Annotated in this window: 16 protein-coding genes and 1 riboswitch; of the genes, 12 read left to right on the plus strand and 4 right to left on the minus strand. The window is 69.8% G+C overall.

Going from position 1 to position 21,539, the window contains the following annotated elements:
• Window positions 1–29 precede the first annotated feature (29 nt).
• Window positions 30–338, minus strand: a complete 309-nt coding sequence (locus K8V84_RS17470; RefSeq protein WP_304076205.1) for a hypothetical protein — start codon at window positions 336–338, stop codon at window positions 30–32.
• A gap of 102 nt (window positions 339–440) precedes the next feature.
• Window positions 441–1,574 (minus strand): N-acetylglucosamine-6-phosphate deacetylase, encoded by a 1,134-nt coding sequence (nagA, locus tag K8V84_RS17475; protein WP_304076207.1) that lies wholly within the window; start codon window positions 1,572–1,574, stop codon window positions 441–443.
• Window positions 1,575–2,207: 633 nt separating this feature from the next.
• On the opposite strand from nagA, the gene K8V84_RS17480 reads away from it, so the two are divergent.
• Entirely contained in the window at window positions 2,208–2,723 is a 516-nt protein-coding gene (locus K8V84_RS17480) for an NADPH-dependent FMN reductase (RefSeq protein WP_304076209.1), read from the plus strand.
• Window positions 2,724–2,797: 74 nt separating this feature from the next.
• Here the strand turns inward: K8V84_RS17480 and K8V84_RS17485 are convergent, their stop codons facing one another.
• The gene (locus K8V84_RS17485) at window positions 2,798–3,703 is read right to left on the minus strand and encodes a hypothetical protein (protein ID WP_304076210.1); all 906 of its coding nucleotides are present in this window, start codon (window positions 3,701–3,703) and stop codon (window positions 2,798–2,800) included.
• A gap of 233 nt (window positions 3,704–3,936) precedes the next feature.
• Here K8V84_RS17485 and K8V84_RS17490 point away from each other — a divergent pair, with 233 nt between their 5' ends.
• The 9 genes from K8V84_RS17490 to K8V84_RS17530 all read left to right on the plus strand — a co-directional run bounded on the left by K8V84_RS17490 (window position 3,937) and on the right by K8V84_RS17530 (window position 18,750).
• The gene (locus tag K8V84_RS17490; protein ID WP_304076212.1) at window positions 3,937–5,772 is read left to right on the plus strand and encodes an SGNH/GDSL hydrolase family protein; all 1,836 of its coding nucleotides are present in this window, start codon (window positions 3,937–3,939) and stop codon (window positions 5,770–5,772) included.
• A complete protein-coding gene (locus K8V84_RS17495; RefSeq protein WP_304076213.1) occupies window positions 5,772–7,583 on the plus strand; it encodes a hypothetical protein in 1,812 nt (603 codons plus the stop codon). Before K8V84_RS17490 ends, K8V84_RS17495 begins: the two co-directional genes overlap by 1 nt.
• A gap of 272 nt (window positions 7,584–7,855) precedes the next feature.
• Window positions 7,856–7,996 carry a hypothetical protein gene (locus K8V84_RS17500; protein ID WP_017542507.1) on the plus strand — a complete coding sequence of 47 codons (141 nt, stop codon included), beginning with the start codon at window positions 7,856–7,858 and terminating at the stop codon, window positions 7,994–7,996.
• A gap of 248 nt (window positions 7,997–8,244) precedes the next feature.
• Window positions 8,245–9,582: a glycosyltransferase family 4 protein gene (locus K8V84_RS17505; RefSeq protein WP_304076217.1), complete on the plus strand. Its 1,338-nt coding sequence runs from the start codon at window positions 8,245–8,247 to the stop codon at window positions 9,580–9,582.
• Complete coding sequence (locus K8V84_RS17510) at window positions 9,579–14,054, plus strand: alpha-(1->3)-arabinofuranosyltransferase (RefSeq protein ID WP_304076219.1); 4,476 nt, start codon at window positions 9,579–9,581, stop codon at window positions 14,052–14,054. Before K8V84_RS17505 ends, K8V84_RS17510 begins: the two co-directional genes overlap by 4 nt.
• Window positions 14,051–15,100 carry a DUF3068 domain-containing protein gene (locus K8V84_RS17515; RefSeq protein WP_304076221.1) on the plus strand — a complete coding sequence of 350 codons (1,050 nt, stop codon included), beginning with the start codon at window positions 14,051–14,053 and terminating at the stop codon, window positions 15,098–15,100. The genes K8V84_RS17510 and K8V84_RS17515 overlap by 4 nt, the downstream gene beginning before the upstream one ends.
• Window positions 15,101–15,369: 269 nt before the next feature.
• On the plus strand, window positions 15,370–16,221 hold the full coding sequence (locus tag K8V84_RS17520; RefSeq protein ID WP_304076223.1) for an SOS response-associated peptidase: 852 nt from the start codon (window positions 15,370–15,372) through the stop codon (window positions 16,219–16,221).
• 127 nt (window positions 16,222–16,348) lie between these two features.
• A riboswitch (TPP riboswitch) is annotated at window positions 16,349–16,464 on the plus strand.
• The gene (gene thiC, locus K8V84_RS17525; protein ID WP_304076225.1) at window positions 16,454–18,121 is read left to right on the plus strand and encodes a phosphomethylpyrimidine synthase ThiC; all 1,668 of its coding nucleotides are present in this window, start codon (window positions 16,454–16,456) and stop codon (window positions 18,119–18,121) included. (Overlaps the previous riboswitch by 11 nt.)
• 89 nt (window positions 18,122–18,210) lie before the next feature.
• A complete protein-coding gene (locus K8V84_RS17530; RefSeq protein ID WP_304076227.1) occupies window positions 18,211–18,750 on the plus strand; it encodes a hypothetical protein in 540 nt (179 codons plus the stop codon).
• Window positions 18,751–18,783: 33 nt separating this feature from the next.
• Here K8V84_RS17530 and K8V84_RS17535 read toward each other — a convergent pair whose 3' ends face one another.
• Entirely contained in the window at window positions 18,784–19,605 is an 822-nt protein-coding gene (locus K8V84_RS17535) for a class I SAM-dependent methyltransferase (RefSeq protein ID WP_304076229.1), read from the minus strand.
• A gap of 348 nt (window positions 19,606–19,953) precedes the next feature.
• Here K8V84_RS17535 and K8V84_RS17540 point away from each other — a divergent pair, with 348 nt between their 5' ends.
• On the plus strand, window positions 19,954–20,625 hold the full coding sequence (locus K8V84_RS17540; RefSeq protein WP_304076231.1) for a sigma-70 family RNA polymerase sigma factor: 672 nt from the start codon (window positions 19,954–19,956) through the stop codon (window positions 20,623–20,625).
• Window positions 20,622–20,930: a mycothiol system anti-sigma-R factor gene (gene rsrA / locus K8V84_RS17545; RefSeq protein ID WP_304076233.1), complete on the plus strand. Its 309-nt coding sequence runs from the start codon at window positions 20,622–20,624 to the stop codon at window positions 20,928–20,930. The genes K8V84_RS17540 and rsrA overlap by 4 nt, the downstream gene beginning before the upstream one ends.
• The last annotated feature ends 609 nt before the right edge of the window (window positions 20,931–21,539 follow it).

A 21,539-nucleotide genomic window follows, 5' to 3' on the forward strand; every position in this document is an offset into this window, starting at 1 on the left:
CGGTGCCGTCCCCGTCGGGTCCGGGTCGGTCACTTCTTGGTGGCCCCCACCAGCCACGCGATCTTGTGGGCAGTGAGCGACAGGCTGCCGCTGTTGCCCAGGTGGACCCCGAACGATGCGATGAACGCGTAGTCGTGTTCTCGGCGTTCACAGATCACGTCCTCGACCGCGTGGACGGACTCCGGGTTGCCGACGCGCAGGCACAGGCCCGGTTCCTCCACCACTTCCGCACGGACTTCGTAGCGGGACAGTTCACCGGCGAGCTTGCCGAGGTGACCTCGCTCCTCGGAGGGCGCTTGGGTCGGCTGCTGGTCGTTCACCTGTCTCGACTGGGCCATGGCGGATCCTTTCGTGACGAGCACGGTGCATTCCTCGATGCCCTGTTGACAATTGTCGCCCAGAGGCAAGTTACTCATCCGTACCGTGCCCACGACACGCCGTTAGGCGACCCACCTGCCCCGATACATCACGTCGGCGACCGAAAGGTCCTCATTGAGCACCACCAGGTCGGCGTGCCCACCGGCCTCGACCCGTCCGGCCTCGCCCAGACCCAGGGTGGACGCCGGTACCGAAGAGGCCGAGCGCACCGCCTCCTCGACCGGAACCCCCACCGCGACCGTGTTGCGCACCGCCTGCGGCAGCACGATGGTGCTGGAGGCGATCGCACCCGTCTCGATCACGTGGGCGCGCCCCTCGCTCACCCGTACTCGTAGGTCGCCCAGCGTGTACTCGCCGTCGCCGAGCCCGGTCGCCGACATCGCGTCCGTCACCAGCGAAACCCGGCCCGGGCCGGCCGCGTCGAACACCAGTCGCGCCGCACCCGGGTGAACGTGCACGTTGTCCAGGATCAGCTCCACCGTCACGCGTTCGTCGCCCAGGACCGCCGCGATGGGCCCGGGGTCGCGGTGGTTGAGCGGTCGCATCGCGTTGTAGACGTGAGTGGCCACCGTCGCCCCCGCGTCGATGGCCGCCAGCGTCTGCTCGTAGGTGGCCTCGGTGTGTCCCACGGCCGCCACCACGCCCGATGACACCGCGGCGCGGATCAGCTCCAGGGCTCCGGGCAGCTCGGGGGCGACCGTGATCATCCGAACGTGTCCACGGCCCGCCTTCAGCCAGGCGTCGAACTCCGCGGTGTCCGGGTCGCGCAGCAGCTCGGGGTCGTGCGCGCCGCACCGTGACTTGGCGATGAACGGCCCCTCCAGGTACACACCGGACAGTGTGCCCTCCTCGCAGGACTCGGCCAACGCCGAGACCTGACGGAGCGTCTCCTCCGGCGAGGCCGCGACCAAACCGCCCACCACGGAGGTCACCCCCGACCGTCGATTGAACTCCACGATCTCGCGTACCCCCTCGGGGTCGGCCTCGGGGAAGGAACGCCCCGTGCCTCCGTGGATGTGGGTGTCGACCAGCCCCGGGGCGACCAGTCGCCCACCGAGGTCGTGGCGTTCTCCCGGGCCGGGGTCGCCGGTGCCGAGTTCGGCCACCCGACCGTTCTCGATCCGAACCCAGCCGTCGTGGGTGCCGTCGGCCGTCACCACGCGCGCGCCGGTGAGGGTCAGGGGTGTGTGGGCCATGGGTGGGGCTTCTCCTCCTGTGCGGGCCCCGCCGCGACGGTGCGACGGGCGCTGTGTGTCGTAAATTACATTCGTGTGACCGCGAGGTTCTCGGGGGGTCGCGCGCGCCCCCTTCGGGCGACGTCTTCCCAGGGAACAGGGGGTGATCCCGCATTCTGGGACACGTGTCCGCGAGGTGGACCGGCGCCCACGGAGCCCCGCGCCCCCTCGGGAGAGGCGTCGGCACGCATTGACGATAGTGGCCGACTCACCTCATGATGGAGACATGTCCGCCGGTGAGCTGCTTGTCCAGCGCCTGCACGTCGACCTTCGACAGCAGGCGAGCGCGCTCTGTCGTAGCTAGCGCCTTTGCGGGGCCCTGCCCCGCGCCACGGGTCCATCCCGTGCCCTTGTGCCCCTACGCAGACACCGGACGCTCGGCTCCCACTCCATGGGTCCACGGATCTCCTCGGTCCGAATGAGCACCCCCGCGCGAACCGACGCGAACCCCGACGCCGGACCGCCAGGTCCCGCGCCGCGCGCCGACTCGTGAGGAACACGGTTCTACTCCGGTGTCCCGCTTCCGATCACCGCCCCCCGCGTTCCCTTCCGGTCGATCCCGGCTCGCTCAGACCGAACCCAGGAGTTCTCCGCATGACTCGCTTCACCGTGCTCGTCGCCGCACCCCGTTCCGGTTCCTCCGTCCGCACCGCCGCCCTGCGCGCCGCCACCGAGGTCGCCGTCCGCGCCGGCGTCACCACCACACCCGACGTCATCGATCTGGCCGACCTCGGTTCGGACCTGCTCGACGACTCCTCCGCCGCGGTCTCCGAGGCGCTGGAGACGGTCCGCTCCGGTGACGTGCTGCTCGTCGCCTCGCCGCAGGTGCACGGCACCTACACCGGCCTGCTCAAGGTCTTCCTGGACCGACTGCCCGAGCTGGGCCTGGGCCACACCGTCGCCATCCCGCTGGCCGTCGTCGAGGACCTGCGCAACAGCCACGGCATCGAGGAGGACCTGCGCGTCCTCTTGGCCGACCTCGGCGCCTGGGTCGCCGAGCCCGGCCTGATCCTGTCCAGCGACGAGACCGGCGAGCCCGAGGGCGTCGTCCGGGCCTGGGCCGACGTGGCCGCGCCCGGCCTGCGTCAGGCCGTCTCCGTAGCCGCCTGAGTGACAAAGCGACGAGGGCCCCGCCGTCACACGGCGGGGCCCTCGATCGTCCGGTCCGGTAGGGGCGATCGTCCTCATGTGCTGGGGGTGGACTCACCGCGCAACCGACTGGTGTCGGCCTCGGCCTGGGCGACGTTGCCGCGCACCAACACCACCACGACCAGGGTCAGGGCGAACCCGCCCACCCGCAGGGCCATGGTGAGCGGGTCCTCGGGCAGGCTCTCCCCGAACAGAAGCGTGCCCGCCACCACCGTGAACACGTTGCCCACCACATTGGCGACCGGGGCGGTGATGGAGGCCCGGGAACGTTGCAGGGAGGTCTGGAAGAGCACGATGCCCACGGCCCAGCCCAGCGCGTACAGGTACGGGTAGGGCGACAGCAGCGCGGGGCCGATCGCGGCCCAGAGCCCGTGGTCGGCGAGGAGGCCGCCCAGGCCCTTCCCCTGGAGCCCGGCGCTGCCCTGGGCGAGGCCGGCGGCGGCGCCCATGGCGGCGGCCGAGATGTACTTCCCACGTCCTCCGACCACGCTCATGACGGCCACGCAGGCCAACACGGTGCCCACACTGACCACGACCAGAAGGGGCGTGTCCGCGGTCGTCCCGGTCTCCGCGCCGTCCACCGTGGACAGGCTCAGCAGGCCCAGGGCCACCGGCATCACACCGAGCGCGACATACTCGCCCCGGGTGATCCGCTCACCGCGCACCAGGGTGATGACCAGCAGGGTCGTGGCCACACCGGCGGCGAAGGCGGGTTGGGAGACCGACACCGGGGCCAGGCCGAGGGAGACGATCAGACCGACGCTGCCCAGCGCGGCGAACACGCAACCGAGAACCCATTTCGGATTGCCCAGCAGTACCCTGGCGAGGTGAAGCGGACGGTTGATCGAGATCGACTCGGAGCCGTGCAAGGCACGCTGCTCCACGGTCAGTCCGATCGTGTAGACCACCGCTGAGAACAGCGCGACCAGGAGACCGATCACGAGGGGGAGGCCTTTCGGCTCGGCGCTCCGTGACCCGGACGGGCCCGAAGGTTGACGGCCTCCATATAACCAGTTCTAGTCTTGTCTGGCGAGTGACGCCTAAGCTCCTGTCCCAGCAGGGTGGATGCCACTCGCAGGTCGAATAGGAACCTGTAACTACCGCTAGGCGCCGCGGCGAGAGATGGGGCACGGTGCAGGACCCGGGCGACGACGAGACCCCCCAGGAAGAGGACGTGACCGAGACCCCCGGGACCCCCGAGGGCCGGGCATCCGAGAGCGGGTCGGAGGGGCCTCGCCCGAGGGCTTGGCGCGACCGGCTCCCCACGTGGACGAGCCGCGAGTACTGGCGCGGGTCCACCTGGCGCGACCTCCTTCGCCCCGGCCCGTCGGCGAGCCGATTCCAAGGCCTGTGGGAGCGGGGAGGTTCGCGCTTCGAACCCGGCCCGTTGGGGCTGCTCGGCGTCATGCTCGCCGCCATGGCCGTCACCATGATGCTCCTGCAGACCGGTTCGGGCGGTCTCGGGGCGGAGGGCGACGACCAGGCCGAGGAACCGGCCGCCATGCCCGGCCCGCCCGACGGGGAGCTGCGGATCATGCCTATCGGCGACTCCGCGACCCAGGGCAGTAGCGGGGACCACACCTGGCGCTACCACCTGTGGTCCCACCTGTCCGACCAGGAGATCGACTTCGACCTGGTCGGACCCAACGACGACCTCTACTCCCTCGCCGACGAGGACTTCGGCGCCCACGACTACGCCGACCCCGACTTCGACACCGACCACGCGGCCCGTTGGGACGCCACCGCCCAGGAACTCGCCACCGATGTCGCCGCCGTCGCCGCCGAGTACGACCCCCACTACCTGCTCCTGTTGGCCGGGACCGAGGACATCCTCAACGGCGGGGGAGCCGACCACGCGCTGGACGGCGTCGCCGAGATCGTCTCCACCGTGCGGGTGGTGCTCGGTGACGCCCGCTTCGTGGTGGGCGAGCTGCCCGACGTGGACGGCACCGACGACGACGATCGGATCAACCGGGAGATCGAACAGTTCAACATGGGCCTGGTCGACCTCGCCCAACAGTTGACCTCGGCCGATTCGCCGGTGGTGGTCGCCCAGACCGCCCGGGACTACACTCCCGCCTTCGACAACTGGGACGCCACCCACCCCAACGTTCGCGGTGAACTCAAGATCGCGGCGGCCTTCGCCGACGCGTTGGCCCGGCCCTTGGGCGTGGGCGGGGAGTTCCCCCGTCCCTTCCCCGACCTGTCCACCGGGCCGCTGACCGCGCCCGAGCCCGAATACGAGGAAACCGACGACGGCCTCCTGCTGTCCTGGGCGAACGTCCCCGGAGCCACCGACTACCGCGTGGTGCAGCGCAGGATCGAACCCGCCCCCGACGACCCCTTCGTGCTCCCCTTCGACGTGGACGTCGACGACGGTCGAGGCTCCGTCACCGTCGAGTCGCTGCTGAGCGGTGCCCGCTACGAGTTCGTCGTACGACCCGTCAAGGGCCGCGACGAGGGAGTGGAGTCCGAACCGCTCCGGCTGGTCTGGGACGACGACCCGCCGCCGGGCCCGACCGGGCTGGAACCGCGGGACGACGGGGCGCTGCTCGTCTGGGACGAGGTCGAGGACGCGAGCCACTACGAGGTGTGGGTCCGGCTCCTCGAATGTGCTCCAGGGGACTCCTACCGGCGTTCCCGTGAGACGATGCCCGCCGCCGGGGAGACCACCACGACCATCGACGACGAGCAGAACGTCGGGGGCGGGGAGCCGGATCGACCGAGGCCGACCCCCTCGGAACCACCGCCTTCGCCGCGTCCCGAACCGGAACCGGCCCCCGCCCCCACGCCACCGCCGTCGAGCCCGCCCCCTGAGCCCGGTGCCGTCTGTGCTCCGCGCGATGACCGCGGGCCGGAGGACGGCGAGGGTTGGCGCACGCTCGGCTCCTCGGGGGACCGGGCCCGATGGCAGGTCACGGTGTCGGGCCCCTACGAGGTCGTGGTGCGTTCCTACCGCGACTACGTGGAGGGCGGCTACTCCGCGAGTCTTGCGCTGGTGGACCACTGATGGCGCTTCGCCTGGTGCCCTGGGCCCTGGGGGCGCTGGTGGCGTTCTTGGCCCTGGGGCCCGCGCTGGGCTCCGGCCATGTCCTCCGATACGACATGGTCTTCGTGCCCGACCCGTCCCTGCGGGCCGTGCTGGCCGGCGCGGACGGGTTTCCCCGGGCGGTCCCGAGCGACGCGGTGGTCGCGGCCCTGTCCACGGTCCTGCCGGGCCATGTGGTGCAGAGCCTGATGCTGGCCGCGGTGTTCGTCCTGGGTGTGGCCGGCGCGTTCCGTCTGCTCACCGGCCTGGTGTACGGGAAGGGGCCGGTCCCCGTGGCCGGCCTGGTCGCGGGTGCGGCCGCCGGGGCGGCCTACGTGTGGAACCCGTTCGTGGCCGAGCGTCTGCTGTTGGGACAGTGGGCGGTCCTGCTGGGATACGCGGGGCTGCCCTGGGTCCTGGCGGCGGTGGTCCGCATGGCGTCGCTTCGGCCCGCCCGAGGGCTCGCCGGGGTGGTGTGCGCCCTGGTACCCGCCGCGATCGGCGGGTTCTCGTCGGTACTGCTCAGCGCGTTGACCGCCGGTCCGACCGCGCTGCGCCGACTGCGGGACGCCGGGCTCCTGGTCCTGGCGCTGATCCTGCTGTCGTCGCCCTGGCTGATCCCCTCGATCCTCAGCGGCGCCGCCACCGATCCGGCCGGGGTGACGGCCTTCGCGGCCCGCTCCGACACACCCTTCGGCGCGTTCGGTTCGCTCCTGCTGCTCGGCGGGGTGTGGAACGAGGGCGCGGTGCCGCCCGGATACGGAGAGCCCGTCACGGCCGCTCTCAGGGCCCTGGTGGTGACGGCCGCGCTCGCCGGCTGGGCCTGGTGGTGGCGCCGGGCGCGTCCGGTCGTGGCGGTGGGGTTGTCGGTGTCGGCGGCGCTGGGCCTGGCGATCGCCCTGATGGGTGTGCTCACCCCGGGGCTCTCGGTCGCGCTGATCGACCTTTGGCCCGGCTTCGGTCCGCTGCGCGACGGCCAACTGTACGTCGCCCCCTTGGCCCTGCTGCAGTCCCTGGGGCTGGGGGCGGTGGTCCTGTGGGCGCTCCGAGCCCTGCCCGAGACGACGCCGCAGACGACCCCGACCGAAGGGCCCCCGGTGCCCGGCATGGGCCGGCTGGTGACCACGGTGGTCCTGGGGCTGTCACCGGTGGTGGCGCTCCCCGGGTTGCTGTGGGGCGCCGGCGGGGGGCTCGCACCCGTGGAGTACCCGTCGGCCTGGCGGGAGGCACAGGCCGCGGTGGCCGCGGACGAACGTCCCGGCGCCGTCCTGGTGCTGCCCTGGAGCGCCTACCGGGGGCCGGACTGGTCCGGGGAACCGGTGGTGGTGCTGGACCCGGCCACCAAGCTGTTCGACCGGCGCGTGCTCTGGAACGACGACCTGAGGGTCGGTACCCCGGACGGCGGGACCGTGGTGGTGACGGGGGAGGACCTGCGGGCACGGCGGGTCGCCGAATCGCTCGACCTGGACTCCGAGAACGCGATGCCACGGATCGAAACCGCGGGGCTCCCCGAGCTCCTGGGGTCGATGGGCGTTCGGTACGTGGCGGTGTCCGCCCCGGTCGACCACGGCCTCTCCGACACCGACGGGTTGTCCCCGGTGGTGGAGGGGGTCGACATGGCACTGTTCGAGGTCGACGACGTGTTCGTCGAAGCGACCCCGCAGAGCGTGTCCGTTCCGGTCGTCGCCGGTGCTCTGACCAGTCTGGGAACCATCGTCTGGGCGATGTCCACGGTCGCACGAAGGCAACCCCGTCACGGTGATCCGGTCGAAGGGCCCACGGCCGGGATCTGACCTCCGTGAGAGGGTCGGACACGCTTTTTCGGTCACTTTGAAACGGGTTCTGGTTTCATCGTCGATCCTGTTCCCACCAGGTGATCCAGGCCACTTGGCCGCCCCTGACCAGCATATGGATGCGTGCGAAGAGCACATTTCGGGGTTGGAAGTTACCGGAGGGTTAGTTACAGTTGGGGCAACCATCTGGTCTGTAGCTAGATCAGGTTCTAGTCTCGGTTTCCAGCGCCCCGATCCAGAACGGTTCGGAGCGTGCGGAAGGAGATCCTCAAGTGATCAAGGTAATCGCCGCCTGCGTGATCGGCGCGGCTCTGGCGGGAGGTGCCACCGTGGTGGCCACCAACCTCGCCACCGAGTCGACCGCGACCGCTGAACCGGTGAACGAAACCCTCTACAACTACGGCGACCGCTAGGTCTTCGGGTTCGCGAGGTCCGGCGGGCGCCTCGCAACCTGCGGGGCGCCCCACGCACCCGGTCCCCGGTGATTCGAACCCGACACACCGCCGCCCCCTCGCGATCACGATGGTCGCCCCACCCCACTGACGTCCGGTCCTTGGGCCTGTTCGGCTGCACTCCCCGCCCCTGAGTGTTCGCTCAGAGCGATACTTCCTTCGCTCAGCGTAAGCAGGCCTGGGTCGGGCACCGCGCGGAAGGAGAGCGTGTGGTCTTCCAGAAGGTCCCCCGCCGGGTGGAGCCCGGGCTCGTCACGGTCACCACAGCTCCGACCGCCATCCCCGCCCCCACCTCGGCGGAGGTCGAAGAGTCCGCGACCGCCGAACCGGTCACGGCCGACGGAACCCCGGCCCCCATCGATCTCGGCCCCCGTCTCGACGGCGTCCGGATCGTCATGATCAACTGGCGCGACCCTTGGCAGTCCACCGCCGGCGGCGCCGAGGAGTACGCCTGGCGGATCAGTCGCCACCTGGCCGAACGCGGCGCCATCGTCACCTTCCTGACCAGCCGCGAACCCCACCAGGCCCGGGTCGAGACCAAGGACGGCATCGTCATCCGCCGGATGGGCGGCAAGTTCACCGTCTACCCGCGCGTCATGGCCTGGCTCGCCCTGTGGCGGCGCGAGTACCACCTGGCCTTCGACTGCATGAACGGCATCCCCTTCCTGTCCCGCCTGGTACTGCGTCGGAGCACGAAGGTCGTCAGCGTCGTGCACCACGTCCACGACCTGCAGTTCAACGCCTACTTCTCGGCTCCGCTGGCCTGGTTCGGGCGCTTCGTCGAGTCCGCCGTCGCCTCCCGGGTCTACCGGAACTGCACCACCGTCACCGTCTCGGAGTCCTCCCGGGCCGCCATGCGCGACAAGCTCGCCTGGCGCGCGCCCATCGAGGTCGTCCACAACGGTGGACCCGCCCTGGCCCCGCTGCCCCCCGCACCCGAGCCCGGCACCGCTCCCGCCCTGGTCAGCCTCGGTCGCCTGGTGGTGCAAAAGCGTGTGTCCAGAGTGGTCGACCTGGCCCGTTCGCTGGCCGACGATCACCCCGGGCTGAGCGTGCACATCATCGGCCGCGGTCCCGAGGGAGAACACCTCGCCGAGCAGGTCGAGCGCGACGGACTACGTGAGCGGGTCGACCTGCACGGATTCCTCTCCGAGGAGGACAAGGAGGCCGTCCTGTCGTCCTGCCACCTGCACGTCACCGCCTCCGAGTTCGAGGGGTGGGGCCTGACGGTCGTCGAGGCCGCACGGCTCGGCGTGCCCACGGTGGCCTACGATGTGGACGGATTGCGCGATTCGGTCCGTGACGGAGAAACCGGATGGCTCGTCCAGGAGGGCGAGACCCTGGAGGACGTCGTCTCACGGGCCTTGAAGGAACTGTCCGACCCTCGGCGCGCCGAGGAGGTCCGCCGCGCCTGTCGCGCCTGGGCGTCCCGATTCACCTGGGACGCGAGCGGCGCGCGGATGACCCGCCTCGTGGCCGCGGAACTCGGCATCGATTCCCCCGTGAACCCCCCTGACCCGGCAGCAGGCAAGAAAGCGAAGATGTGACTTCGGCGGAATCCACCGCCAGGCGCGAACCGGAGGATTCCACGACACCGTCCGCCCCTGGTGGACCGGACCAGAGGCTGCTGGCGCGCCTCAAGGTCCTCGCGGTGTGTGTGCTCCTGGGCGCGCTGGCGGCGAGCATCGACCCCGGTCGGATCGTCAGCGACACCAAGATCGACCTGACGATCAACCCCTCGGGGTTCATGGAGCGCGCCCTGCACCTGTGGGACGCCTCCTACTTCGGGCAGCTCCAGAACCAGGCCTACGGGTACTTCTTCCCCAACGGCCCCTTCCACCTGCTGTTCGAAGTGCTCGGCATGCCCGAGTGGCTCATTCAGCGCTCGTGGATGGCGGTGCTGCTCATCGCGGCGTTCCTCGGCACCTACAAGGTCGCCGAGGCCCTGGGGCTCGGGACCGTCAACACCCGCGTCATCGCCGGCATCGCCTACGCGCTGGCGCCGCGGGTGCTCACGCTGCTGTCGTACAACTCGGCCGAGCTACAGCCCATGCTGCTCATGCCGTGGATCCTGCTGCCGCTCATCCTGGGGGCCAAACACCGGTACCCACCGGGGCGCATGGCGTTGTTGTCGGGGCTGGCGTTCCTCATGTGCGGCGGTACCAACGCCGCCTCGGAACTGGCCGTCCTCGTCGTCCCGGGCCTGTACCTGTTGACCCGCACCAACGGTCGGCGCAAGTGGCGGCTGATCCTGTGGTGGGCGTTCGCCCTGGTCCTGGCCTCGTTCTGGTACATCGTGCCGCTGCTCATCATGTCGCGGTACGTGTACTCGTTCATGCCCTACACCGAGGACGCCGGCGTCACCACCGGCATCACCTCGCTGTTCAACGCGCTGCGCGGCACCTCGAACTGGATGGGCTTCCTGCCCGACATGGGCAACACGGCCCTGCCGTCGGGCGCGGAGCTTTCGCTCACCCCGTGGCTGGTGGCGGTCACCGCACTGGTCGCCGGGCTCGGTCTGGCCGGACTCATCAACCGGCGCACCCCCGAACGCCTCTTCCTCATCAGCAGCCTCCTGGCCGGCACGGCCATCGTGGTCGCCGGCTACACGGGTGACCTCACCGGCCCCTTCGCCGCGTCCATGCGGGAACTGTTCGACGGTGCGCTGTCCCCGTTCCGCAACGTCCACAAGTTCGACGCGCTCATCCGTTTGCCCATCGTCCTGGGCCTGGCCCACCTGCCGGTCGTGGTCGCCCGAGACCGGGCCGACCGCCTTGGCGCGGTGGTCTCGACGAAGGTGCGACGCGCCGTCGCGGGCGGCTCCGCCGCGGTCTTCCTGGTCACGCTCGTACCGATCGCCACGGTCGGCATCGCGCCCAAGGGCGGCTTCGAGGAGATCCCCGACTACTGGTACGAGGCGGTCGACTGGCTGGAGGAGCGCTCCGACGAACGCGGCATGACCATGGCGCTGCCCGGGTCGGCCCGCGGTGAGTACGAGTGGGGTCGTCCCCTCGACGAACCCATGCAGCCGTTGCTGTCCGGGGCGTGGACCAACCACCAGATCATTCCGTGGGGTTCGTCGGGCGTCTCCCGCATCACCCACGAGATCGATCAGAGGGTCTCCTCGGGGCGGGGATCACAGGGTCTGTCCGACACCTTCGCCCGGCTCGGGGTCACCCACCTCATCGTCAGGAACGACCTTCAGCGAGTGGGCAACAACGGCGGCTGGCCGGCCCGCGTCCACCAGACCCTCCAGAACTCGCCCGGCATCACCGAGGCCGCCGAGTTCGGCCCGGTCATCGGCTCCCTCGACCACCGGTCCGCCTCCCAGTGGTTCGACCAGCCCTACCCATCGTTGACCGTCTACGAGGTGGAGGACGCCGCTCCCCGGGTCGGGACCGTGCCCTCCGCCGACACGCTTCGCGTGACCGGCGGCCCCGAGTCCGTCCTGCACCTGGCGGAACAGGGCCTGGTCGACGACGACCGCCCGATCCTGCTCGGTGACGACCCCGGCGCCGACGCCATCGACGGCGAGAACACGATCGTCACCGACACGGTGCGCCGCCGCGAGGTCGTCTACTCCGACGTGCGCCGCAACTTCTCGGCCACCATGACCGAGGAGCAGGAGTACGAGCGCGACGTGCCGGCCCCGGACGTCATCGAACCGGCCTGGGAGGAGTACGTCTCCCACGCCCGCGACATCGGCATCGCCGAGGTCACCGCGTCCACCTCTGAGGCGGGGGTCGAGGCCCGCCCCGGCGACCGCGACCCGGGCCACGCGCCGCACGCCGCCCTCGACGACGACCTCGGTACCGCCTGGCGTTCCAGCGCTTTCGAGGGTTCTCTGGGCCAGTGGTTGGAGGTCGAGTTCACCGAGCCCCGCAGCCTCGACGGGCTGAACATCGCCTTCGAACAACTGCCCGGCGAACCACCGCCCTCCCGGGTCGGCCTCATCACCGACAACGGGGAGTCCGAGGTGGCCGTCGCGGAGACGGACGAACCCCAGGAACTCAACGCCCCACCGGGGGAGACCACCAGGCTCCGGGTCAGGATCGACGAACTCGCGTGGGAACCCGAGTACCGCTTCGGCACCCGGGTGGGGATCAGCTCCATCTCGATCCCGGGCCTGGAGACCGCGCGTACCTTGGACGTGCCCGGCCCGTCCGACGCGGGGACGCTGCTCTTCACCGGTTCCACCGGCACCGCCCCGGGCTGCATGGAGGGTTCGCACGCGTGGGTGTGCAACCCCGACCTGGAGGTGAGCGGAGAGGACGCCGGACGGCTGGACCGTACGTTCACCCTGTCGGAGGAGTCGGCGAACTCCCCGCACCGCATCTCCGGCGAAGTGGTCCTCACCGACCCCAGGGAGGCCGAGAACGCCGCCAATCGGGCCGGTGGATACCCCCGTGTCACCGGTTCCTCCACCGCGGTACAGCACCCCGCCGCGATGGGCAGGGGGGCTCTGGACGACGACGAGAGCACCGTCTGGTACCCCGACCCCGAGGAGAAACGGCCCTCGCTCGACATCGACCTCGGCAGCCGGACCACCCTGGACCACATGAAGGTCGAGTTCCCCCGGGCCGACACCGTGATGCGTCCGATCAAGGTCACCGTCGAAAGCGACGACACCGTCCGAGAGGGTTGGCTGGATGGCAGCGGGCGCGTGGACTTCGCCGAACTCACCGCCTCCTCGCTGAGGATCACCTTCGAACGCCCCGAGGGACAGGCCCTGGAGATCGGCACCATCGACCTGCCGGGCGTGGCACCGGTCGAGCCGATCCCCGACGCCGACATCGACGCCTCCACCACCTGTGGTCTCGGCCCGACCCTGCGGGTCAACGACCGGCGCGTGGAGACCCGGATCAGCGAGGGCACTCTCGGCGACCAACTCACGGGACGGCCGCTGAGCTACGAGACCTGCACCGACCTCGACCTCGTCGAGGGCCGGAACCGGGTCGTGGTCGATCCCGGCAACCGCTACCAGGTCCGTTCGGCCCTGGTGGAGACCGCCGACCTGGCCGACGCGCCCGCGCCCGAGGTCACCACGGCGGAGGTCGACACCCTGCACTCCTGGGGACCCGGCGAGCGCAGCTTCGACGTGTCGGTCGACGAGGACAGCCTGCTGGTGGTCAACGAGAACTTCAACGAGGGCTGGCAGGCCCGGGCCGAGGGTGTCGACGGGCCGCTGGAACCGGTGCGCCTGGAAGGCTGGAAACAGGCCTGGGTGCTGCCCGAGGGCACCGCGGGCACGGTCACGCTCGAATACACCCCCGACGCCGTCTACCACCGGGTCCTGGCCATCGGCGGCGCGCTCGCCGGGCTGTTGGTTCTGCTGGCCCTGTGGCCGCGCCGCCTGCTGCCCGGTGGTCGACGCTCGGTCACCGGCCCGCCGCGCGGCGGTCGCGCCCTGCCCGACGCCGGCCCCGGTTGGCTGCCGCGTCCGGTGGTCCTGCCGCTCGGCCTGGCCTACGGGGTGTGGATCGCCGGTTGGGCCGGGGCGGTCGTGGTCGGCGTCATCCTGTTGGCGATCTGGTGGCTGGCCCGTGGGGTACCCGAACGCCTGCGCCACGCCAAACCCGGAAGACCGTCGATGGGCGGCCGGGCGCTGCCGCACCTGGCCGGCCCCTGGGTGGTCACGGTTTCGTTGGCCCTCGCCGGTCTGACGACCGCGGTCGGAACCTACCTGTCCGTGTACATGCCGTTCCACGACATCACCGAGACGTTCGGTGCCGCGCTGCGCGGCTGGGTGCCACAGGCTCTGTGCCTGCCCGCGATGGCCCGCCTGGTCCTGGCGTTGGGTCAGCGTGGGGAGGAGACGGAACCGCCGTCCGACGACACCCCGTCGGTGGAGGACGTCGTGTCCGAGCCGACGGAGGCGCCGGCCTTCGAGGGGCCCTCCGCCCCGGACGACGACGAGCACGATGGTGGCCTGGGCGATGGGCGGGACATCCCCGACGGCGAGGGGCCCGGGCACGACGGGGCCAGGCCCGCGCACGACGTCGAGGAGGCCCACAGGTGAGCGTTTTCTCGCAGGTGGGGCGGGTGCCCGAAGCGCGCCCCACCCCGCTGCTCCCCGAACCCGCCCGGCGGCTGCCCACGGGCACCCTCCTGGTGGCGGTGGGGGCCTTCCTGGTGACCATGGCGCTGTTGCTGCCGTTCTACGTGCAGGATCGGGTCGCCCTGATGCCGGGGGACGTCTCCCACCAACTGCGAATGAACGCCCCCGGCGCCACCTACCTGGACACCGCCACCTGGACCCGGCGGGAGGGCGCCGATCTGGACCGGACCACCCGGATCGAGGGCACCGCGCACGGGTCGGACTGGTCGGCCTGGGAGATGACCGTCGACACGACCGACTCCGACCGGGTCATCGACCACTGGAGCCGTCGCGTCATCGTGGATCGAGAGACCGGACGCGCGGTCAACTGCTGTGGTGAACACGTCAACGGCGACCGGGCCGTCCGCCAGGCCGGGTTGGTCCTGGACTGGCCCGCCGGGGTGCCCGAGGGTGACCACTCCTTCTACGACGCCGAGGTGCGGGCCGCCCCCGCGGTCGTCTTCGAGGAGAACGACGAGGTCGCCGGACTGGCGGTGCGTCGATACGTCCAGGAGCTCTCCGAGACCCAGATGCCCGAATCCGCCCGCGACGTGCCCGCGGCCCTGTTCGGGGACTCACGGGGGACCGTGACGGCCACCCGTTGGCTGGAGTTCGAGCGGACCTTCTGGGTGGAGCCGATCACCGGCAGGGTCGTCCACATGACCGAGGAACGCACCGAGACCCTGCGTCCGCAGAACGGTTCGGGGGAGGTCTCGCTGCTGGAGGCCGAGTTCGTCCTCGCGGAGGGACAGGTGTCCTCGTTGGCCGAACAGGCCAGGGTCCGCTCGCTGATCCTGCGCGGGCTGGACGTGTGGGTGCCCTGGACCCTGGGACCGCTCGGTGTGGTCGCGATCCTCGCCGGTCTGGTCCAGGCGCTGCGCTCCCGACCCGAGGACGATCCGAACGACCCCGAGAAGGGCACGGTGATCGAGAGCGTCGCCGCGCCCGATCCCGCCGGGAGGGGCTGAGCCACGAGGGCGGCGGAACCGGAAGCGTACCGCGCGAAAAGGCGGAGAACCGGTGGACTTCGGCCTCGGGCACGGGCGAGGATCCGGTCACCGCCGGTTGGGGCGTGGGGCTGCCGCCGGGGGCACCGGCCATGGCGCTGACGGCCGGCCTGGTCGGTGCGCTCCTGGTCCACCTCACCCGCGCCGACGTCGTCCCCGGGGCGGTCGTGACCCACGGAAACGGGGCCACGGCGGGGTCGTGAGAGGACCCTGGGCATAGAATCGGACACATGTGCGGTCGATATGCCCAGTCACGGAACGTGCACCAGCTCCAACTCGCCTTCGACCTGCCGGAACAGGCGCTGGGGGAGGAGTCCGACCCACGTGCGTGGCCACCGCTGGAGGAACTCGACCCCGACTACAACATCTCACCCGGCCGCCCCGTGCAGGCGGTCTTCGGGCCGCCTCCGCAGGGCGGGGCCCCCGGAGCCGCGGGGCCGCGTTCGCTGCACACCCTGCGTTGGGGTCTGGTCCCCTCCTGGGCCAAGGACCGCAACATCGGCTACCGCATGATCAACGCCCGTGGTGAGACCGTCGCCGACAAGCCCGCGTTCCGGTCGGCCTTCCGCCACCGCCGTTGCCTGCTGCCCGCCGACGCCTACTACGAGTGGCAACTGCTCAACAAGGACGGCACGGCCGAGGCCAGCACCTCGCCAGCCACGGACCCCGGTCACCGCAAGCGCAAGGCCAAGGCGGCCAAGAAGCCCTTCTCCATCCACTACCAGGGCGACGAACCGCTGGCCATGGCCGGGATCTTCGAGCGTTGGCGCGACCCCGAGGTGGCCGAGGACGACCCCGCCGCCTGGGTGTGGTCGTGCGCGGTGATCACCACCGAGGCCGCCCCCGAACTCGCGCACATCCACGAGCGCATGCCCGTGATCATGCCCGCCGACGACTGGGCGGCCTGGCTCGACCCGGCCTCCGGTCCCGACGACCTGTCCCACCTGCTGGACTCGACCCCCGTGGAGCGGTTCTCCGTCGACGAGGTCTCCACCGACGTCAACAGCATCAAGAACAACCGCCCCGACCTGCTGGAACCCCTCCCCGACGGTGGCGGGGAAGAGGCGGACACACTCTTTTGACCCCGGAGAGGGTGGACAGGCCGGGGCCGGCCCTGTGTATGGTGTCCGGGGCCACAGGGGACCACCTCCCCGGGCCGGGACGACGTGATCGACGCGTCCCAGGGCACGTTCGCCGTGCCGACATGTGAATACGCAACGCGGGAGCTCGCGCCATGGCGGGCTGAGAGGGCGACTCAACGGTGTCGCCGACCGCAGAACCTGTTCGGGTAATTCCGACGTAGGGAGGCCTGCCATGACGGCTATGGACAGCCGTGATCTCTCCACCGCCGACGCGTACCGCGTGACGACCGGACCCATCATGGGATCTCGCAAGGTGTACAGCGAGACCGAGACCCCCGAGGGTCCCACGCTCCGCGTTCCGCGACGTCGGGTGGAACTCACCAACGGCAGCCACTTCGATCTGTACGACACCTCAGGCCCGTACACCGACGACACCGCCGACATCGACGTCCACCGGGGCCTGCCCCGCACCCGCGCCGACTGGGCCCTGGACCCGGTCAACGGATCGGTCACCCAGATGACCTACGCCAAGGCCGGGACCATCACCCCCGAGATGCGCTTCGTCGCCGCACGGGAGGGGGTCACCCCCGAGTTCGTCCGTGACGAGGTCGCCATCGGCCGGGCCGTCATCCCGGTCAACCGCAACCACCCCGAGTCCGAGCCGACCATCATCGGCAAGAGGTTCCTGGTCAAGATCAACGCCAACATCGGCAACTCGGCCGTCACCTCGTCCGTCCCGGAGGAGGTGGAGAAGATGGTGTGGGCCACCCGCTGGGGCGCCGACACCGTGATGGACCTGTCCACCGGCAAGCGCATCCACCAGACCCGAGAACGCATCATCCGTAACTCTCCGGTGCCCATCGGCACGGTCCCCATCTACCAGGCGCTGGAGAAGGTCGACGGAGATCCCACCAGGCTCGACTGGGAGATCTACCGGGACACCGTCATCGAACAGGCCGAACAGGGCGTGGACTACATGACCGTCCACGCCGGCGTCCTGCTCCGCTACGTTCCCCTGGCCGCCCGCCGAGTCACCGGCATCGTCTCGCGGGGCGGCTCCATCATGGCCGCCTGGTGCCTGGCCCACCACAAGGAGAGCTTCCTCTACACCCACTACGAGGAGCTCTGTGAGATCTTCCGCCGGTACGACATCACCTTCTCCCTCGGCGACGGGCTGCGCCCCGGCTCCATCGCCGACGCCAACGACGAGGCCCAGTTCGCCGAACTGCGCACCCTCGGCGAGCTCACCCACATCGCCCGCTCCCACGACGTGCAGGTGATGATCGAGGGTCCCGGGCACGTGCCGATGGACAAGATCGCGGAGAACGTTCGCCTGGAGGAGGAGTTGTGCGGCGAGGCGCCGTTCTACACGCTCGGCCCCCTGGCCACCGACGTCGCACCCGGGTACGACCACATCACCTCCGCGATCGGCGCCGCGCAGATCGGATGGCACGGCACCGCGATGCTCTGCTACGTCACCCCCAAGGAACACCTGGGTCTGCCCGACCGGGACGACGTCAAGACCGGGGTCATCACCTACAAGCTCGCCGCACACGCCGCGGACGTCGCCAAGGGGCACCCCGAGGCGCAGAAGTGGGACGACGAACTGTCCAAGGCGCGCTTCGAGTTCCGTTGGCGGGACCAGTTCAACCTGTCCCTGGACCCCGAGACCGCCCAGTCCTTCCACGACGAGACACTGCCCGCCGAACCCGCCAAGACCGCGCACTTCTGCTCCATGTGCGGCCCCAGGTTCTGCTCGATGAAGATCTCCCAGGACGTGCGCAGGTACGCCGAGGAGAACGGACTGGACACGGTCGAGGCCATCGAGAAGGGCATGGCCGACAAGTCCGAAGAGTTCGCCGAGGGCGGTAACCGCGTCTACCTGCCCCTGGCCGACTGACACGGAAGCGCCGATGGGCCGCCGTTTCTGGCGGCCCACCGGCCCCTGTGACAAGGTGAGCGAAGAGCCCCGGCACACAGGAGGTCCGCTTGGAGATCGTCGACTTCGACCTGGCGATGACCACGGCCGTCTTCGGTCTCTTCTCCTTCGCGTGGTTCGGGTGGGCACAGGAACGACCACCCGATGACCGGGTCCGCTGGGCACTGGGCGCGGGTTCGCTCCTGGCGCTCGGCCTGGCGGCGTACGGTGTCGTGCGGGTCTTCGGAGCCCAGGGCGAGGGCGTCCTCGCCGACGGCGACAACCTGAGGACGTACCTCATCGTGGTGGGCCTGGAGTTCGCTCTGGCGTTGGCGGGTGCCATCGTCCTACGGGTCGTCGACCGTTCCGAGTACACCTCTGCCTGGATCTGCCTGGTGGTGGGGGCGCACTTCTTCCCGCTGGCCTCGCTGCTGAACCAGCCCATCCTCCACCTGGTCGGTGTGCTGCTCTGCGTCTGGCCGTTCCTCGCCGTTCGGGGGGCGCGCCGTCGTGACGTGTCGATCAGCTTCGCCACCGGCGTGGGCGCGGGTGTCTGCCTGCTGTTCTTCGACGCCGTGCTCGCCCTCACCCTCCTCATCGACCTGGGCTGACCCGTCGCAGTCATCGACCTCCACCGGAAGGGTTCAGACGGGTTTGACGACACTCGCGATCAGGTGCACACCCACGTAGTCGTCGGACTCGGCCGCGTGCATCTCCATCTCCACCAGACGACCCATGGACCGGGGATCGCGGGCCAACATCATCTCCACGGTGGAGGCGGACAGCACCGTGCGCGGTCGGATCCACTCCAACTCCATCCCGGAGTCGGTGACCATCTCGGTGAGCTGCTCGGCGGTGAAGCAGCGGGTGATGGAACCGTCCGGCCAGGGCACCAACAGCACGTCGGCGCTGGGGGCGTGACTGAGCTCGGGCCAGTAATCCTGTTCGGCCAGCAGGGCCATGCCCAGCACCACCGAGTCCACGCACAGCAGGGCCCGCCCGCCCGGTCGCAGGACCCGGGCGACCTCGGCCATGGATCCCTCCGTGGCCAGGTGCCGGGACAGGACCCGGTTGTCGGCGATCACCCCGTCGAAGGAACCCTCCGCGAAGGAACGCAGGAACGCGGAGTCGCCGACCACGTGGCGCAGCCGGCCCCGACGGGCCGGCCGGGGCACCACGGCCCGGCCGTTGACCAGGGTGAGCGGCCACCGTATCGCCGCGTCCACGGAAGGCAGGAGGGTGACCACGTCGTGTCCCGCGGCCACGGCCCGGGAGGTGCCCTGGAAGTCCGGACCGGACAGGTCGAGCAGCCGGGAGGGCGAGGTCGGTAGCCAACGGCTGATCTGAGCCTCGGCGACGGCCCAGTAGAAACGCCAGTAGTCCGACAGTCGGTCGGTGGTGGCGAACTGCGCCGCGGGCGATCGGGGGCGATCGGAGGCCGGAGTCGGGGACGGTCGCACGTGCACTCCTCTCCCAATCCTTCAGGTGTCCTACCCGCACTCTGCCATGCCTCACCTTTACCGACGGGGCCAATCGTCGAACTTTCGAGGGCCGTCGGTCGTCGGCTCCACGGAATCAGCGAACGGAACCCGTTGTTGTCAACGAGACCTGTCCGGAAAGTGCGGGTGCCCGGGGGTGTTCGCCGTATTCGTCACTCGCGAGGGAGGAACACGAGAACCATGCCGACTGCCGGCGCGTGCTTGGAGCGCGAGGAAGTGGTGTCAGGCCACGTCGATGCGAGGGTTCGGGGTGTGGGACCGTATCGTTTGGATATGGACACCCCACCAGGGACCAGCGCGAGGAGGCCGAAGGGCTTGGAACAGAGCCAGGAGACAGCCGAGGAACGGGACGAGCGGTTCGAGAGGGACGTGCTCCCCTTCCTCGACCAGCTCTACTCGGCGGCGCTGCGCATGACCCGCAACCCGGCGGACGCGGAGGATCTGGTTCAAGAGACCTTCGCGAAGGCGTTCGGGTCCTTCCACCAGTTCAAGGCGGGGACCAACCTCAAGGCGTGGCTGTACCGCATCCTCACGAACACCTTCATCAACTCGTACCGGAAGAAGCAGCGGGAGCCGAAGCAGGTCGGGACCGAGGACGTCGAGGACTGGCAGCTCGCTCGGGCCGCGTCGCACACCGCGGCGGGGCTGAAGTCGGCCGAGGCCGAAGCGCTCGAGCACCTTCCCGACAGTGACGTCAAACGTGCGCTGCAGGACCTGCCGGAGGACTTCCGTATCGCGGTCTACCTCGCCGACGTCGAGGGGTTCGCGTACAAGGAGGTCGCCGAGATCATGGGGACCCCCATCGGGACGGTCATGTCGCGTCTGCACAGGGGGCGGCGCCAGTTGCGCACCTACCTGGAGGAGTACGCGGTGGACCGCGGGTTCCTCCCGGCGACGCGGGCGGCCGAGGCCGCCGGAGTGGGCGCCACTGGTTCTTCCGCCGGCGGGCGGACACAGAGCGGGTCGGATCGAGGAGATCGACGATGAGCGGCGGCCACGGCAAACCTGAGAAGGACACCCCGTGCAGTGAGGTGCTCGAGCGGATCTACGTCTACATCGATGGTGAGCTCGGCGAGGGTGACTGCGAACAGGTCCGCGAGCACTTGAGCGGATGCAACCCGTGCCTGGACGAGTACGGCCTGGAAGAGGCCGTGAAGAAGCTCGTGGCCAAGCACTGCGGCTGTGATCCGGTCCCGCTGGACCTGCGGGACAAGGTGCTGGGTCGGTTGGCGCGCGCCCGGGAGGAGCAGTTGGCCCGCGAGGCGGGGGCCGCCGGCACCCCACCCGCCTGAGGGCTCACCCGCTACTCGGCGAAGGCTGGAATTCCAGCCTTCGCCATTTTTTGTGACCGGATGAAGATCGGTGTTCTCTGTTCCATTTTGTTCTGTTCATATACCTTTGTGGTGTTGTGTCATCTGGTTTCCCCTAGGCGTAGGGGTTTTGGTCACCCGGTGTCTTGTCGGACGGTTCCAGGTGTGATCGACACGCCCGATCGGTTCGAGGTTGTTTCGGTCGTGACCGAGTCGGAATGATTTTCCCGGAGTCTGAGTCTGCGCACTTCAGGTAGTTACTGGCGGTAGTCGTCACTGATGGGGGGCGGGGTGGGCTGTGCGCGGATGGGCGAACCCTATGCGGATCGTCCGTGTCCGGACAAAAGCGCATGGTCACTCTGCGTAGTCTTCCTGTATTTCTAATTGAATTAGTAATTCCACGCTTCGGAAGCTGATCTTCCGAAAGGGTCTTTCGGGTCGCCCGGTTCGGGCTGTGGGTAATCATGTGGGTCCCGAGGCCCGTTAAACTGAAGGCCTTATCCAACGAATGGGGTAATTTGCGCGGCGTGCTCGGGGATGAGCGGGGCGTCGCCATGGGGAGAGGGGACAGCGATGTTCGCTGGCATGTAC

It is taken from the genome of Nocardiopsis listeri, assembly GCF_020741345.1.
Classification (GTDB): domain Bacteria; phylum Actinomycetota; class Actinomycetes; order Streptosporangiales; family Streptosporangiaceae; genus Nocardiopsis; species Nocardiopsis listeri_A.

Excerpts from the sequence above, each read along its gene's own strand:
- K8V84_RS17470 (WP_304076205.1), bottom strand. The coding sequence starts at position 338 with ATGGCCCAGTCGAGACAGGTGAACGACCAGCAGCCGACCCAAGCGCCC.
- nagA (WP_304076207.1), bottom strand. The coding sequence starts at position 1,574 with ATGGCCCACACACCCCTGACCCTCACCGGCGCGCGCGTGGTGACGGCC.
- K8V84_RS17480 (WP_304076209.1), top strand. The coding sequence starts at position 2,208 with ATGACTCGCTTCACCGTGCTCGTCGCCGCACCCCGTTCCGGTTCCTCC.
- K8V84_RS17495 (WP_304076213.1), top strand. The coding sequence starts at position 5,772 with ATGGCGCTTCGCCTGGTGCCCTGGGCCCTGGGGGCGCTGGTGGCGTTC.
- K8V84_RS17520 (WP_304076223.1), top strand. The coding sequence starts at position 15,370 with ATGTGCGGTCGATATGCCCAGTCACGGAACGTGCACCAGCTCCAACTC.
- thiC (WP_304076225.1), top strand. The coding sequence starts at position 16,454 with ATGACGGCTATGGACAGCCGTGATCTCTCCACCGCCGACGCGTACCGC.
- rsrA (WP_304076233.1), top strand. The coding sequence starts at position 20,622 with ATGAGCGGCGGCCACGGCAAACCTGAGAAGGACACCCCGTGCAGTGAG.